A 16,059-nucleotide genomic window follows, 5' to 3' on the forward strand; every position below is an offset into this window, starting at 1 on the left:
GAGAAACGGCCATTGGCGATGGCGCTGCCCCGTCTCGGCCGGGCGACGAAGGGTGTGATACCATTCGCCTCGCATGCTTCGATGTCCTCGCCTTTGTAATAGCCCATGTCGGCGACCACATCGATCTGCTCGACGTCTAGCGCGTCTTTCGCCGCCCCAGCAGTGGGTGCCAGCAGACCCATGTCGGTGCCAGCGTTGGTAACGTGCTGCTCGACGATCAGCTTGTGTTTCGCATCCACCGCTACCTGCGCGTTGTAGCCGACCGTGGTCTTTCGACCCGTGACCATCGCGCGCGCATCGGGGTCGGTTAGCGATATCTGGCTCTCGCCGCTGGCGTTCAGCTCGTGCAGCATCGCCTCCTGGGCCTGACGCCGCTCGCGCACCCTGGCGATCTTTGCGGCCAGTGCCCCGCTGCGGCCAGGTCCATGGCCATCCTCGCCGCGGTCGATGGCGTCCATCTCGGCAAGATACCCCTCAAGCCGCTCGTCGGCCGCGGCAATATACCTGGCCAGCTTGTCACGGGAGAAGTTGCGTCCCGGGTTGTTCACCGCCTTCAGCCGCGTGCCGTCCACCGCCAGCAGCTCGCGCCCGAACAGGTCGAGCTTGCGGCATAGGACGACGAAGGCGCGGAACACTGCCTTGAAGGCGCTCCGGTTGTCGCGGCGAAAGTCAGCGATGGTCTTGTAGTCTGGCCGAAGCCCACGCAGCAGCCAGATCAGCTCGAGGTTGCGTGCCGCCTCGGCTTCCAGCCGTCGGCTCGACCGCACCCGGTTGAGATAGCCGTACAGGTACAGCTTGAGCATGTCGCCCGGGTCATAGCCTGGCCGCCCCGTCGCCTTCGGCCGCGACCGATGAAAACCGGCCTCGCCCAGATCGAGGTCATCAACGAACGCGTCGATGAACCGAACCGGACTATCCGCTGCCACATAATCCTCTACCGATGCCGGCAGCAGCAGCGCCTGGTCGCGCGCATGACCCTCGATATATGCCATGATTACAGCATACGCCCGTCAGCAACCTTGTGGTATCACCCAACGAGTTTTCGCACGGTCTGCCATCCTTTTGAGAAGCGCGCAGTTAGCCTGCCAGAGCCATATCGATCGCCGCTGCTGCATGGAGGGCGGTTGTGTCGAAGATCGGTACCCGACTATCTTCCGGCCGAACCAGCAGCATGATTTCGGTGCATCCTAAGATCACCGCCTCCGCTCCGCTCTCAACGAGGCGGGCAATGACCGCGCGGTAAGCATCACGCGACGCCGGCAAGATCTTACCAGCGACCAACTCCTCATAGATAATACGATGAACGGTAGCGCGGTCGTCGTCGTCCGGGACGACGACGTTAAGGCCGTGCTGATCGGTGAGCCTTCCCTTGTAGAAGGCGTGTTCCATCGTGAACGCAGTGCCAAGCAGTCCGACCTTCTTGAGGCCGGCCGCCTTGATGCGTTCGGCCGTGGGATCGGCGATATGAAGCAGGGGAACACCTACAGCCGCCTGAACGTCGGCGGCCATGCGGTGCATGGTGTTGGTGCAGATCAGCAGCACGTCCGAACCACCGGCTTCGAGGCGTCGTGCCGCATCGACCATCCGCGCCGTCAGACCCTGCCAATCGCCCTTGTGCTGCAAATCCTCGATTTCCGCGAAATTGAACGACCACAGAAGGCAGCGGGCGGATGCTGTCGGGCCAATCCGCTCTCGCACGCCCTCATTGATAATGCGGTAGTATTCGGCAGAACTTTCCCAGCTCATGCCTCCGATCAGGCCAATCGTCTTCATGCCCTAGCACCCCCCGCTTTCGTGTCCCGTCTAATCACCACATATGAGTTTCGAGAACCCCGTCACGTTCTCTTTTTTCGATCCTTTTCGAGAAAGCCAGCAACGCCACTCGACGGCAGCTATCCTACCTTCCTTCCTTCCCAAAGCGAACTGACCGCTCTTCACCCATTGTTACCGTTCGCCCCTAGCGTACACGCAACTTACGTTCGTGTTCTGGTCCCATGGACGTGAAACCGCTGGAGGTCTCAGCGCATGGTATTCTGCCACGCGCTGATCCTCACACCTGGTTATTCAGCGTCGCCCGTTACCGCGGGCTTCGTGTTACGGCGTGGCTTGGCAGCGGCAGGTTCAGCGGCCTTTTGAACCGTCTGGCCGGGCTTACGACCCAGACCGATCTTCTTGGCCATGGCGCGACGGCTCTCGCTGTAGGTTTCCGCAACCATGGGATAATCGGCCTTGAGATTATACCGTTCGCGGTACTCCGCCGGGGTCATACCGTTGGTAGCGAGATGACGGCGCAGCGTCTTGTAAGGCTTGCCATCGATCATGCTGATGATGTGATCCTTGCTCGCAAGCGACTTTCGCGAAGTCACAGCAGGCGTGTACTCCTGCGCGGGCGCTTCCGGAGCATCTACGCTCTGCTCACCGCCGAGCTTGGAGACAGCCGAATGCATCGACTGCAGAAAGGCGGGGACATCATCCGCCGATGTCCGCGTATTTGGATTGCTCAACCACGCAATGGTCAGCTCAGTTGCGAGTTCGATAGAGTTGGTATCATCAGTCATCATATTTCCGGACGTAGATCGAAGGCTGTTGGGGATCGATGCTAGATAGTGCGATTGCGATCTCAGACAATACTTACTCCAGCAATATCATAGAGCTGCACCGAGTTATCCAAAGCGGCAAGGAGAGAGAAGGGGGGAGGGAGATGGTGTCCGAAGAAATCGGATGCTCAGAAACGAAGGGTGATTTCCCATGATCCAGTCCGTGAAACTCTCGAAGCTCCGCCTCTCGGCCAGCAACGTCCGCACCGCCCCTGATGAATCGCTGCAGATCGAGCCGTTCGCAGCCGACCTCGAAGCCCGCGGCGTCCTCCAGAACCTGCTCGTTACGCCGGTCTCGCGGCCACGCGGGACGTTCGAGGTATTCGATGGCGGCCGGCGCTGGCGTGCGCTCAACATGCTGGTCGCTCGCGGCGTCATCAATCCCGACGAGTATGACGTGCCGGTACGTGTCCTGAAGGGTGACGATGCCGAACTCACCGAAACCTCGCTCGCGGTCAGCTTCCATCACATGAAGCTCAGCCCGGCCGAGGAATGCCGCGCCTTCCAGCATTTCCTGAACGGCAGCACCGATATCGACGCTGTGGCCAAGCGCTTTGGCGTTACCCGCCGCTTCATCGACGGTCGGCTCCGCCTGGCCGATCTTGCCGAGCCGATCTTCTCTGCTCTCGCGAACGGCGAGCTGACCCTCGACATGGCCAAGGCCTACGCCTCGACCGGCAGTCACGAGCGTCAGTTGCGCGTCTGGCAGACCTATAGCTCGATGGTTCACTACAACGCCGACGCCATCCGTCGCGTCATCGCCAACGACACGATGCGGGCCAACGATCCGATCGCCCTCCTGGTCGGCGTCGAATCCTACGAGTCCGCAGGCGGCGTCGTCGACCGCGACCTGTTCAGCAACGCCGGCGAGCGCTGGACCAACCCCGAGATCGCACAGACCCTCGCGGCCGCGATGATGGAAGCGGAAGCCAAGCGTATCGGCGAGGAACGTGGTCTTGCGTGGATCCGGCCTGTCGCCAGCCACAGCACCTGGGATGCGGCCCGCAGCCTCCACCGCATCGCCCTGCCGGTCCAGCCGATGTCGCCGGCCGAGGCACAGCGCGTAGACGAGATCGAGCAGCGCATGGGCGAACTGCAGCAGGAGATGGAGAACGACGAGCTTTCCGAAGAGGCGTTCACCGCTTGCGACGCAGAGCATGATACGCTTGGCGAGGAACTCGAAGCGCTGCAGCGCCGCCCCTCGGTACTCCCCGCTGAACTCGTGTCGCGGGTCGGCGCGTTTCTGACGCTGTCGCAGACCGGTACGATGGTCCTGGATGAGACCTATTACAGCGAAACGCCGATCCGCGTGACGGTGGTCGAACCGGAGCCGGTCGAAGGTCATGACGGGGAGACCGAAGAGACGGACGATGGGCTCGCCGACGGCGAGGGCGAGGGCTCGGAACGGGTCCGGGCAGAGCCGACCTTCCGCATCGAAGAAGGCGCGGCGACGCCGGTGACGGCGGGCAGTCCCAAGGAGGTCGACCCAGATAACGCAGCGCCGGGCGGCAAGGCACTCAGCCAGGTCCTGAGCGACCAGCTCGCGATGCAGCGTCGCGATGTCCTGGCGGCGTCGTTGATCGCCAGCCCCGGACTCGCGCTGGACTATATGCTGTTCGCCATGGTGGATGCACGGCGCGGCACCTCGTCAAACGACGGCACGACGATCAGCGCCCATGCCCCGCAGGATCCGATCCTGTCGACCAACATGCCGGGATCGCGCGCGCGCGACTACCTCGCCGAGGTACGGGACGGGCTCGATGAATCGTGGGGCGAGTCCGACAACAAGGTTATGCGGTTCGAGGCATTCCGCGCGCTCGGCGACGAGGTGAAGAGCGCATGGCTGGCCTATATTGTCGCGACGTCGCTGGAGGCCAAGGAGTCCTACGGCTCCAATCGCCAGAACCCGCTTCACGGCCGCATGGCCAGCATCCTCGAGGTCGATGTCGCCAGCTGGTGGCGTCCGACGTCGGAGAACTTCTTCGACCGGGTTTCCAAGGGGTCGTTGATCTCGCTGCTTCACGAGGTCGGAGGCCCAGCGCTGTCGAGCCGCCACGCCAGCGAGAAGAAGACCGAGATCTCGGCATCCTGCCAGAAGCTCTTCGCTGGCGAAGCGATCGTCGAGACCGACGTCAAGGAAGCTGCCCTGAAATGGGTGCCGACCGCGATGCGCTTCAGCGACACTGCCGTCGGGGGTGAGAGCGAAGACGACGGCGCGCAGGGCGATCTTGCGGACCTGATCGAGGCGGACAGCGACGACACCGGCGAGGACGATCTTGCCGCCTTGGTCGGTGACGGCCCGGACGATGTCGAGACGGACGGGGTCGAGACGAACGGCAGCGCCCAGATCGAACTCGATCACCGGAACGATGACGATGTGAACGAGATCGTCGCGGCCGAATAGCGGCACGACGGTTCAATTCTGAGCAGCCTCACTGCCGGCCCGCGACCTCGCGGCGCCGGCAGTGCCTTTTCCTCACCGCTAACCAGGACAGCGTCATGACCGCTACAACCCGCGACATTGCGGCCGACATCACCGCCGCCATCATCGCACGGCTCGAAGCCGGGACCCTGCCTTGGCAACGTTCCTGGTCGGTTACCGGCGAGGGCGGCAGGCCACTGCGCCATGAGGGCGTTCCGTACACCGGAATAAACGCCCTATGGCTCTGGGCGACCGCCGACACCTATGGCTATCGCAGCCGCTACTGGATGACCGCCCGTCAGGCCCGCGAACTGGGCGGCGAGATCAACCGCGATGCGAGACCGTCTTTCTCCGTCTACGCCTCGACCTTCCGCAAGGCCGGAATGCCCAATCTGCTTGGTGCGACCGCTGACCAGATGATCCGCTTTCTGCGTTCCTATGTCGTCTTCAACGCCGACGAAATCGTTGGCCTGCCGGACTATTACTACCCGCGCGAGGTCGCACCGACCCCTTTGCTGATCTCAGAACGGCAGGATCGAATTGACGCCTTCTTTGGCGGTATTCCGGCCAAGGTCCGTCACGGTGGTGACCGCGCCTTCTTCCACCCAACATTCGACTATATCCAGATGCCGCACACCGGCAGCTTCAAGTCAGGCGACGCATACGCATCGGTTCGGGCGCACGAGACCGTCCACTGGGCGGGCCATGCCTCCCGGCTCGATCGCACCTTCGGGAAGCGCTTCGGCGACAACGCATATTGCGTCGAAGAATTGGTCGCTGAGCTTGGCTCGGCCATGATCTGCGGCGATCTTGGCCTCCCGACCGAGCTGCACGACAGCCACGCCTCCTACCTCGCCAACTGGTTGGGGGTGTTGCGCGCCGACAAGACCGCGATCTTCCTGGCCGCCACCAAGGCCGAACAGGCCTTCTCCTACCTTCGCGCCTTCTCGACCGAGGCTGCAGCAGAAACGCGGCTCGCCGCATGAACCGGAGAACACGACATGGGTTGGCTCTCGATGACCAACGCCGGCATGGCCGGCCACCCGAACCCCAAGGCCTATCTCGACGACCAGTTCACCTACAGTCGTGCGCTGGATGGTGGCGGCATGGGCGGCATGCGCGTTATCGACAGCGCATTCGTCGGAAACGGCGTCTGGTACGCAGCAGCTGAGATCATCTCAGACGACGAGCCGCTCTACGTCATCGCCCTGGTGTGTCTGGTCCGCTGGAACCCCAAGGCCAGGGACGGATACGTCTTTGCATACAAGGACATGGAGGAATCTATGGGCCCCTGCGAGGCCGGATGCCCTGCCCGGATTCTGCGTCTCCTGTCGCCGACCAGCAAAGAGAGCGCGCTGGATTGGCGGCGCCGTTGCCTCGCTCGGCTAAGGCTGCACGCCCGCAAAATCGATAACGGGATGCGGATCAAACTTCCCCGCCCGGTTTCGTTCAGCGACGGCCATACCGGCACCGAGTTCATCGTCGTGAAACGCGGCGAGAAGATCACCTTCCGGAGTGACAAGGGGCACGGCCACTACCGCATCTCGCACTTCCGCGACCTGGCCTGGTCTGTCGTCCCCGAAACCAAAGTTCACCGCACCGTCTTCGCGGCCCCTACCGCGTATGCGACACCAGCATAATGGATATCCCGATGTCTGCCGACACTCCCCTCTCGCCGCTGCGCCGTATCCTGTGCAGCAGGTCTAACGCCGTCAGGGTCGCCGCATGGATGCGCCTTGACGGGATCCACACCGACATCGTCGCTACGGACGAGCCGCTGCAGCCGTGGCTGATCGTCGAGACGACCGACGCCCTGATCCAGGACGCACGCGCATGCGCATGACCCTTGTCCTCGCTTTTGCCCTTGCCGCCTGCGGAGGGGCCGCGTCCCAAGCCGAAGACCCGTCGATGATCCGAGCTGACGGTCGCGCGATCGACGGTGACACCGTATCGTTCGACGTCCGGATTTTTGGGGCTGATGCCTTCGAGAAGCGGCAATTGTGTCGAAATACGGATGGCTGCTGGCCGTGCGGCAAGGCAGCGCAGGACTATGCGTCAAAGCTCCTGAAATCAGGAAGCAGCACGATCCGCCTGACGGGTAAGCAAAGCTACGGTCGTCCGATCGGAACGGTCGAGATCGGGGGCCAGGACCTTGGTGAGAGCATGATCGCCGCGGGGCTTGCCGTGCCGGCGACCAGCTACCTGAAAAGCGACCCCAAGCGCGCCCAGCGTTATCTCGCAGCTTATGAAAACGCCGAGGCCAAACATGCCGGCGTGCATGCCGGCTACTTCATCGATCCGGCAAAATGGCGTCGCGGCGAACGCCTCTCGTGCGAAGCCCGGGGCAAAAGCAGCCGAGAGCGCTAAATCGCTTGGGAGAGAAGGGGGAGGGGAAGGGTATCGATCAAGGAGACGATCATGCCCGCTTTTACTTCGACCCCCGCGCCCGTGCATACGCTCTGGGACACCCCCGACACCGCGATCCAGCGGCTGCCAGGCATCTGGTTCGTTACCACCCCCTCGCATGGTGGCTTCGTCCTGTCGGATGAGCGTCAGGCCGCGATGCCGGACGTGCTGCGCCTCGACAGCATCTATTACGAGGAGGACGTCAACTGGTCGCTGGTGGTTGTCGGCTTCGAGACCGAGTTCGCCGCGCTGAAAGACCCGCTGTTCGACATCGAACGCGACCTTGCCCATCAAACGGCACGTCACTGGCGGCCGATGCAATACGGTGCCTTCACCGGCGAGGTTATCAGCCCAAGCGATAGCTACGTCCTGAAGAAGGTAGCGCTCTACGAGGCCGCGATCGGAGAGATCGGGGTACGCTCAGCGTCCGGAGATTGGGCAGACTGGGTGCCCAAGGGCAAGGTCGGCGTCACCGGGCGGCGCATCACCGGCTGCGATCACCTGGGCTTCGCGAAGTATGAAGGCCCGGAGTTCAAAGGCCTGTGTGATGCAGCACGGTACGACAGCTCCCGCCCGGTCAACACCTTCGCCGGACTTGAGGTCGAACTGATGCCGTGACGATCGAGAACGTCGTCGCCCTACCCCTCTGAGCAAACGGAGGGCAGGGGGCCGACTTGAAGCCGGAAAGATGTTGCCAAAATCCGGCAACATCTTTCCCAAGCCGCGCCCAAGCGCCCAGCCCTGAGGGGCTGACGATACGAGCGCGAACCGGGTGTCGCGGGAGAAGAGAGGGGGGTGAAGAGTGTGCGCCGAAAGAGCGCACGGTCCTCATTCGGAGCATGCGTCGATGATTTACGATGTGCCTTTCCGCCACCAACAAGCGCTGGACCCGAGCGCCCTCACCACCGTCGTCGCAACACTGAACGCGATCGGAAAAGCGGTCGACGACTGCCGTAATGCCGGGGTCGATCCCAACAGCGACCCCGCTGTCGTCCTGCTGGCGCGTCACATGGCAACCGTGTCGATCAATCGTGCGCCCCGCGACGTACTTCGCCACGCCTGCAGGCGCCGCCTCGAAGACCTGAAGCGGTTCCCGACGCTGCTGGCGCTCGCAATCCGCGGCGTGGAATATGACGCCGGCGCCAAGGAGCGTTTTCATATCGAAGCGACCGAGGCGATGAACGCCCTCGCCGTCTGCATTGGCCTGGCACCGGGGACATTCGAGGTAGTGTCGCTTCAGGGCGAACGCGATCAATCTGGCCATGTCCTGCTGGCGGCCGGCGAGTTTGCCGTCACCGTCAGGATCGGCGCACGCCACGAGGGGCGCGAGGTAGCGTACCGGGCTGTCTGCGATAGCATGAGCCCGCCCAATCACTACGCGCCGATGGCTGATCTGTTGAAGCCGGACCGCTTTGCTGATCGCCTGCGCCGCGATCTGTCGATCGCCGTCCGACCGGTCGCGCCTGTCGCCCCGGCCCTGATTGCCGCCTGAAGGAGTGATGCCCATGCACATCCAAGACGCGCTCGCGGTTGCCCGAGCTGACGCCACGCGCTTTGCGCACTTCATGGAGCGACGGGAGCGTTTCCTAGATGCCCTCGACTGGACGATGCTCACCGAGGATCACGCACGGCAGTCGGCGATGCTCGACGATCTGCTCGAGGGGGATATGGCCGATGCCATCCTTTATATCGACTGGCTGGTCGAGCGGCTGGCTGGTGATGCTGAACAGGTCCCTGGCGTACTCCGCTTTACGCCGCATCCGCGCCCGTGGCAGCTTGCGTGGATCACGCTCGCTTCCTGACCGACTGGGGGATTAATTGATGAGCCGTCATACTTTCACCGGCAACGCCGGCACCACCGTAGCGATCGGTTGGGATCGTCCCTTGGCGACGTTCTTCGTGCAGGTCCTGCGTCCTCACCCGACCATGAAAGGCGAGGAAGAGATGGTCGAATGGCAGGGTACTGAGCCCGACGAGCTACCGACCGCAGCAGCGGCGATCGAGATTGCTGGCCGCTATGCCAACCTGCCGGAAACGCTCGGCGCTACGCTTGAGACCGACCGCCTCAAGACGCTCGGGTCTGTCGACGGACCGGCGCAGCGGTTCCTTTATCGATCCTGAGCACCACGCTTCGCGGCGGTTAGAGGGAAGGGGGATCGGGTTTAGGTCGATCCAGGTGGATCGATGGAGATACCCCATGTCCTAGATTATCGATATTGGTGGCGCACCGGCCAACGAGGACTGCGCCCAACTCGGCCAGACGCCGGAATTTGAGGCCGTGAACACGTTCGAGGTCTTGGCCTACAAGCTGGCGATCATAGCGCGTCACGGTATGCCGCCCGCCGGCTGCAAGCTTGGACCGCACACGAACCGGCATGACTTTGGCGTCTATCGGACGCTTGCCCTCCACATCGAGGACGAGGAAGACGAAGCCGTTCAGGCGTATGCCGAGGCGGTAGAGGAAGGTCTGGGGTCATGGCTCGAGGCCGGATTTACGCCCCCGGTCATCTACGCTGGTTCGGTCGCCAAGATCGAACGCCTCGACCACGTCGAGCTGGTGATCGGTGCGCTGCTGACGACAAGGCCGAACGCCGACGGGACGTTCCCGATCGCTGACTTCGGTATCCTTCACGGCCACCTCGCAGCGGCCTTTCCGCAACAAGCGGAAGCCGCGCGCCAACGTCTGGTCGAAGCGTAATCCCGCCCATCCTCTGAAGGATTGAGCCAATGCTGATGCTGCAATCGCAGCCCACCGGGATCGTCCCGGCGGGAGCGTTCCCCCTTGTCCGGTCACCGCGTGATGCCGAGCCCGTAGAGCCGGACTATTTTGATTCCACCGATATGCGTTGCTGGCTGACGCGTGGGCGGTCGGTCGAACAGGCAACAGAGCTTGCCCTGATCTGGCTATCCTATCCGGACTTGCCACCCACGGCGCCACTGGAGGACCGGATGGCAAGGGGACGCGAACGTATCGCGGCGATGAAGCCATTGAACGACGCGATAGCCGCCAGGACGGAGGCCGAACGGCAGACCCGGAACTTCGCCTTCATGGAATCTCGCGCCCGTGACGGGACGATTGTCGATAGCGAGATTGCGATCCTGCGTGGCCGGGATCGCAACGGCTATGACTGGGATCTGGCCGTTGCCTACGCGAGCGGCTGGACCGCGGCCGATGCCGGTTGGGAGCATCGCTTTTGCGCCGATGGCTCGCGCCGGCAGGACGCCAAGCGCGAGGCCTATGACCGTGGTTTTGCCGATGGTGGCGGTGACCAGGCCGACCTGTTCGACGCCGCGCGACGCAGCAACCTCGCCGCCATTCGCCGGGATAATCAACGCCGGGCAGCGCCGCTACCGCCGAGGGCACGACCGGCGCCGAGCAGCTGGCCCAAGCCAAACGATCATGCCCGCCCAACGCGGTGGTCAAGGCGTCTGCTGATTGTCTCTGACGCCACGATCGAAGAGGTGACGCCAGGGTTGATGCGCGTCTCGAGTCTGCGCCTCGTTGATGAGATCCGCGCCCGACCCGGCACCGAGGCCATGACGATAGTCACGATCGACCGCCATGACGGCTTCGTCGTGAATGGCTGCCCGGTCGAGACGAAGGTGCCGATCGCGGCTTCCCGCGCCGACGAAATGATCGCCGATCCTAGCCACGGCGATGCCCTCCGCGCCATCCTCAGTGGACACGATTTCGAAGACGTCCTGATCGCGGTACAGGGCGACTACCTTCGCATCGTCGACGCCTTCGCAAGCGCACTGCCGCTGTGTGCGAACATGGAGCGATCGCAAAACTCGCTCCTGCAACAGCGTGCGCACCTGCGATGCTGGCTCGACCGAGGCTATGACGGCACCGACAATCTTGGCGCCGGCCACATCCGTTGGGGCAAGGCGATCAAGGGCCTGACCGGCAAGCTCGGTGAATTCACTGCCCGCCATGTCGGCCCCGCGCCGCGGCGTGGACACCTGATCCGGATCGAGGCCGAAGGCGGCACGCTTGCCGAAGGCTACGCCACCTCCACCGGAGAACGTCTCGCGACCGAGATCACTGTCTCTAACAAGACGAACATCCGCCGCGAAATGGCAGCAGCCCTGCGCGCCTTTGGCGGCGCCACCCGCCTGATGGACGCCTGCGGCTGACGCCGCGGGCCCCGCTTTTCCACTTTCACTTGAGGAGACGCACCCCATTTAGCCCAGCAGGAAAATCTGCGCATGAGAGCCTACGGGTATAGTGACCGCGACCCACTGAAAACTTTGCCCCCCCTGGGGGGCGGGCGACTCCGCATCGCCGACAAACAACCCAACTAAATGCCGTCATCGCCCGCGATAGCTTTGGTGGAAATGCAGAACGCCGAACGGTATCGGGAGGCGTCGCTTGTTTAAAGGCTCCTGATGCGTTTCCGTCCCTTGGCAGTCCTCGATCGTGGTGTCTCGGTGCGCGCCGAGAGTGGGACCGCACGCCAGCGTCTTAGCGACTATCGAAGCGCACAAGCCTATGTTCTGCTCGGCGAGCCGGGCTCGGGCAAATCGCGCGCCTTCGAACAGGAGGCTGAACTTGCCGGAACCGATGTTGTCACCGCGCGTGACTTCGCCGCTGGCGATCGTCCGGACGGCACTACCGTCTTCATCGACGCGCTCGAAGAATATCGCATCGCTGAAGCCGGTGGTGATCGGCTCGACACGCTTCTCAAGGCGCTCGCTCAGGCAGGCTATCTGCAATGGCGCATCGCCTGTCGGGCGATCTCGCTGCCGCGCCTTGATGCCGAGAGGCTCGCGCGGCGCGTTGGCCAGTTTAACACGCTCCAGCTCGAGGCCCTCGATCGCGCCGAGCAGTCCGCGATCCTTGTAGCCTATGGCCATGCGCAAGCGCAGGATTTTATCCAGCGCATGTTCGCGATCGGTGCGGCCGCGCTGCTCGGGAATCCGTCAACGCTCCTGCTGCTGCACGAAACGATAGCGCGCGCCGACGGCCCGCTCGTGACCCGCGGTCAGCTCCTTGATGAGGCAACCCGGCAGATGGCCCATCCGTCGGACGAGCTCCCTGACGATCCAAACCGACCACCGGCCAGCAAGATCATCACGGCGGCCGAACGGGCCTCGATTATTCTACTGCTGTCAAATCGCTCGGACATCTGGCTTCTGAACGCAAAGTCGCCCGGTGAGCATGTTATCACTCGCGACGATCTCCTACCCGCCGGCATCGATACACAGGCACTGCGTGCGGCGCTCGACACGCCGCTCTTCTCTGGTGACGGTAGCAGCTACATGCCGACCCACCGGTTCGTCGCCGAGTATCTCGCTGGCCGCGCGCTCGCGCATGCGACCGCGCCCGAAGTTTCAAGTGTTGCTGCTCTATCGCTTGAGCGCGCCATCGCCTTCCTGCACGGTGACGACGATCGCCCCGCCCCGGCGCTGACCGGCATCTTTGCCTGGTTCGTTATAATGCTCTCGCGCTCGATCCACGCCTCGCGAGCCCTTGACCTTGTCCGGCGCGAACCCGCCGCCATCCTGTTCCATGGCGACGCGGCGATGATGCCGACCGAGCATCGGCTCGTATTGCTCAGTGCGATAGGGCGCGACGATCCATGGTTCCTTGGGGGCAACCGCGGATCTACTGGTTTGGCTGGCCTAGCCGGGTCAGATTTGATCGATGCCTTCCAAACCATCTTGGAAGACCCATCCGAGACCCCGCATCGCCGCGCCCTCGTGCTGATGGCGCTTGCCGCCGGGCGACCGGTTCCGGCGCTTGCCGACAGCGTCCATGCGATCTTTGTTGCTGACCGCGACGAAGATTTCTACGATCGTCGGACGGCAAGCGAGGCATACGCACATATCAAGGGTGAGACGCCGGCCCTCTATCGTGAGATGCTCGGCGCGCTCGATGGACAAGAGAGCTCAACGGCGCTGCAACTTAAAATCGGGCTGCTCGCGCAGTGCCTGCCTGACGCCAAGGCCGACGAAGTCCGGGCACTGCTAATCGCTTATGCTCGCACCGGCGACGGGGTGATGGGTTATGCCGATCCCTTGGGACGCGCCCTATGTAAGCATCCCCTGCCGGGCGTCTTCGACAAACCGCTGGAGTTGCGGCGTCACAGCGGGCAGTCGCGCCCACACGAGGTGGCGCGCGTCGTCGACAAGGCTCTTGCCGCCACCATTGGCGCGACCTCCAATCTCTCCGCAGACCGCTTGGTAGACTGGCTCGATCATGCTGGCTTCAATCGGTACGAAGATGTCGAGGCGGACATTCGCTCGGCAATAATGGCGTGGATCGAGGCAAAAGACGGTCGGGAACTAGAGCTGATCGATACGCTTCGCCAACGTCTCGGCACCCCTTGGGAGACGATGCACCAGTTTCATGTCTTTACCGGATGCCGCGCGAGTGACGAAGCTGCCGGGGCGTTGATCGAGCGCATTGACGATTATCTCCCGGGGCCCGCCCGAGTAGCGGCAGCCGAGCTCGTGACCTGGGCAATCCGTCCCTTCCAAGACCGGGCCGAACTCTACTGGGAGTTTTGGAAGCGGCTCGATGGCCAAGCCGATCTTCGCCAGATTTTGGAGCAGTCTGACCGATGTTTGCTCGACGTCTGGCAGACCCGCGATGCACGACGGCAGAAAAAGCAGGAAGCCAAGGAGATCGGCGTCCGCAAACACGATCAGCGCTGGTATGACGAGCATCGCGAGGAGGTGCGTGCTGGCGGTGACCGAGGCCTTTCCTATCCCGCAAAGATCTACCTCGGTCATATCAGTAGTGCCGCCACGAATGGGCGAGGCGAAGAAGGCCTTCGCGCGTGGGTAGGTGACAAGGCATTCGAAACTATCGTCGAGGGTTGGAACGCGCTCGCTCAACGAGATGCCGAGAACGCGTTTGCTGCAGGGCGTCGCGTGGCAGACAAAAGCGTTTCCAACTTAGCCGAAATATTAGTCTGTTGGGCGGATCAGCGAGTGGCTACGGGTGAGGCGCTCCATGCCTCAGGCGTCGTGTTGCTTGGCGTCGCCCACTACGCTTTCATGCTGCCGACCGACCAGGGTAAGGCGGTCACCGAGGCGGCACTATCGCGCTTTTTTGCACGGCCCGACGCCGAGACGTTGTTGCTGTCTTTCTGGAAAGGCGCGATCACCAGTTACGACGAACGTCTCCCACTGCTCAGCGATATTAGCGACGAACTACCCGCCCGTGGAGCACTGGCTGTCCTACTTACAACCCGTTCAGTTCTGCCCGAACAGATGCTGCGTAGCACGCTCGAAGCAGCGGCGCGCATACTGTTACCAATACAATTGCTTGCGCTCGCGCAGACGGCTCTTTCGCGGCCATTGTCCGACTACATGCGGCGGTTTTGGGCATTTACGGCCTGGGCGCTCGACCCAACATCACAGGCCGCGCTTTTCGACAGCGAATTTTCGACTGCTGAGGACCACCAGTTGTTCGGCGAACTTTGGAATGGGCCGATCGGCGATCTAGCCAAGAACGGTATCGCTAATGGCGTCGCGCGACTAGAAACGATTATTACCCGGCTAGCGCGGCTCTACCCGCCCTCCGAAGCATCGCGGCTAAGTGGCTCGGGACCGCCAGCGATCATTGACCGGGCAATTTCTAGGCTTTCCGAAAATCCATCTGCTGAAGCTAGTGCTGCTTTCGATCGCCTGATAGCGACGGATGGCCTCGCGGCCTGGTCGAGCAGCCTCGCCCATGAACGCGAGCGCCAGAGCGAGGTAAGGCGTCGTGATGAGTTTCGGCCGCCTCAGCCACGTACGATTGCAGCCGCGTTACTCGCTGGCCCGCCAGCAACGCCGGGCGATCTCCGCGCGGTCGTAGTCGAATGTCTGAACGAGTTGGCCCACGACATTCGGTGTGGGCCGACCTCCCCTTGGCGGGGCTTTTGGAACCGACCGTATAATGGCGAGAAGACGCCCAAGATCGAGAATGATTGTAGAGATCTGCTAGTCGACCGTCTTGGTGATCGATTGCGGCGCTTCGGTATAGCGGTAGAGTTTGCAACGACCGAGGCGCGCAGCAGTAACGACAGGCGGGCCGATGTCCTCGTGACCTCCTTCCATCCGATCCTCGCGGGTAGGGGCCCTGCTTCCGTTCCGATCGAGGCCAAACGGCATTGGAACGACGAGCTCTGGAGCGCTATCGACGATCAACTCGTGCCCTATTGCACCTCCGCGGGCTCGAACGGGCACGGCGTTTATCTTGTCTTCTGGTTCGGCACGACTTGGCCGACTCGCGCCCATCCCACGGGCGACGAAAGGCCGACCAGCGCGAAGGCATTGAAGGCAGCGCTTGAAGCACGGCTTAAACCCGAGCTCGCTACCAGCATCAAGATCATCGTCGTCGACGTGTCCGAGCCCACGAAGAGTTAGCGGGCAGCAGGGTCAGGACGGGCGTGGCGCGGACTCACTTTGGAGCAACGCGCAGCCCGAGCTTTTAGGTATGTTTGGCTAGGATAAACGCCTAATGGCCCTTCAAACTTGGTCGTGACTGGCCGGCCAGGGTCTATGCTGCTCAGGCAATCGGGTCGCAAGCGAAGCCGGTGCGTAGGTCGGGCAGGGGAGTATTGACGGGGTGTCGCGATCAAATTGATCGGGCGAAAATGGTGGGGATTGTGAGTAGCGGCTGCCCACGGCGGAGGAATT

15 protein-coding genes are annotated in these 16,059 nt (G+C 62.7%); 12 read left to right on the forward strand and 3 right to left on the reverse strand.

Translation table 11 applies throughout. From position 1 onward, the window contains the following. The 3 genes from C8J43_RS20925 to C8J43_RS20935 form a co-directional block, all read right to left on the reverse strand. On the reverse strand, positions 1 to 992 hold a 992-nt coding region (locus C8J43_RS20925; RefSeq protein ID WP_133032499.1), incomplete at its 3' end, for an IS1182 family transposase. Positions 993 to 1,077: 85 nt separating this feature from the next. Next, complete coding sequence (locus C8J43_RS20930; protein ID WP_133032500.1) at positions 1,078 to 1,773, reverse strand: aspartate/glutamate racemase family protein; 696 nt, start codon at positions 1,771 to 1,773, stop codon at positions 1,078 to 1,080. A 287-nt stretch (positions 1,774 to 2,060) separates the two neighbouring features. Beyond that, positions 2,061 to 2,558 carry a MucR family transcriptional regulator gene (locus tag C8J43_RS20935; protein WP_133032501.1) on the reverse strand — a complete coding sequence of 166 codons (498 nt, stop codon included), beginning with the start codon at positions 2,556 to 2,558 and terminating at the stop codon, positions 2,061 to 2,063. Between the two features lie 190 nt (positions 2,559 to 2,748). On the opposite strand from C8J43_RS20935, the gene C8J43_RS20940 reads away from it, so the two are divergent. The 12 genes from C8J43_RS20940 (at position 2,749) to C8J43_RS20995 (ending at position 15,786) form a co-directional block, all read left to right on the forward strand. Then, the gene (locus tag C8J43_RS20940; RefSeq protein ID WP_133032502.1) at positions 2,749 to 5,001 is read left to right on the forward strand and encodes a ParB/RepB/Spo0J family partition protein; all 2,253 of its coding nucleotides are present in this window, start codon (positions 2,749 to 2,751) and stop codon (positions 4,999 to 5,001) included. A 95-nt stretch (positions 5,002 to 5,096) separates the two neighbouring features. Continuing rightward, positions 5,097 to 6,005, forward strand: coding sequence for a zincin-like metallopeptidase domain-containing protein (locus tag C8J43_RS20945; RefSeq protein ID WP_133032503.1), 909 nt, complete (start codon positions 5,097 to 5,099; stop codon positions 6,003 to 6,005). 30 nt (positions 6,006 to 6,035) lie between these two features. Further along, a complete protein-coding gene (locus C8J43_RS20950) occupies positions 6,036 to 6,659 on the forward strand; it encodes a hypothetical protein (protein WP_243645718.1) in 624 nt (207 codons plus the stop codon). Between the two features lie 11 nt (positions 6,660 to 6,670). Next, entirely contained in the window at positions 6,671 to 6,862 is a 192-nt protein-coding gene (locus tag C8J43_RS20955) for a hypothetical protein (protein WP_133032505.1), read from the forward strand. Further along, positions 6,853 to 7,386 carry a thermonuclease family protein gene (locus C8J43_RS20960; protein WP_133032506.1) on the forward strand — a complete coding sequence of 178 codons (534 nt, stop codon included), beginning with the start codon at positions 6,853 to 6,855 and terminating at the stop codon, positions 7,384 to 7,386. Before C8J43_RS20955 ends, C8J43_RS20960 begins: the two co-directional genes overlap by 10 nt. A 51-nt stretch (positions 7,387 to 7,437) precedes the next feature. Then, complete coding sequence (locus tag C8J43_RS20965) at positions 7,438 to 8,043, forward strand: hypothetical protein (protein ID WP_133032507.1); 606 nt, start codon at positions 7,438 to 7,440, stop codon at positions 8,041 to 8,043. A 229-nt stretch (positions 8,044 to 8,272) separates the two neighbouring features. Further along, complete coding sequence (locus tag C8J43_RS20970; protein WP_243645719.1) at positions 8,273 to 8,917, forward strand: hypothetical protein; 645 nt, start codon at positions 8,273 to 8,275, stop codon at positions 8,915 to 8,917. Between the two features lie 13 nt (positions 8,918 to 8,930). After that, a complete protein-coding gene (locus C8J43_RS20975) occupies positions 8,931 to 9,227 on the forward strand; it encodes a hypothetical protein (protein ID WP_133032508.1) in 297 nt (98 codons plus the stop codon). Positions 9,228 to 9,246: 19 nt separating this feature from the next. Beyond that, positions 9,247 to 9,546 carry a hypothetical protein gene (locus tag C8J43_RS20980; RefSeq protein ID WP_133032509.1) on the forward strand — a complete coding sequence of 100 codons (300 nt, stop codon included), beginning with the start codon at positions 9,247 to 9,249 and terminating at the stop codon, positions 9,544 to 9,546. A 157-nt stretch (positions 9,547 to 9,703) separates the two neighbouring features. Continuing rightward, complete coding sequence (locus tag C8J43_RS20985) at positions 9,704 to 10,123, forward strand: hypothetical protein (RefSeq protein WP_347812528.1); 420 nt, start codon at positions 9,704 to 9,706, stop codon at positions 10,121 to 10,123. 29 nt (positions 10,124 to 10,152) lie between these two features. Beyond that, positions 10,153 to 11,562 (forward strand): hypothetical protein, encoded by a 1,410-nt coding sequence (locus C8J43_RS20990; RefSeq protein WP_243645720.1) that lies wholly within the window; start codon positions 10,153 to 10,155, stop codon positions 11,560 to 11,562. A gap of 252 nt (positions 11,563 to 11,814) precedes the next feature. After that, entirely contained in the window at positions 11,815 to 15,786 is a 3,972-nt protein-coding gene (locus tag C8J43_RS20995) for a hypothetical protein (protein ID WP_133032510.1), read from the forward strand. The last annotated feature ends 273 nt before the right edge of the window (positions 15,787 to 16,059 follow it).

It is taken from the genome of Sphingomonas sp. PP-CE-1G-424 (assembly GCF_004341085.1).
Classification (GTDB): Bacteria; Pseudomonadota; Alphaproteobacteria; order Sphingomonadales; family Sphingomonadaceae; genus Sphingomonas.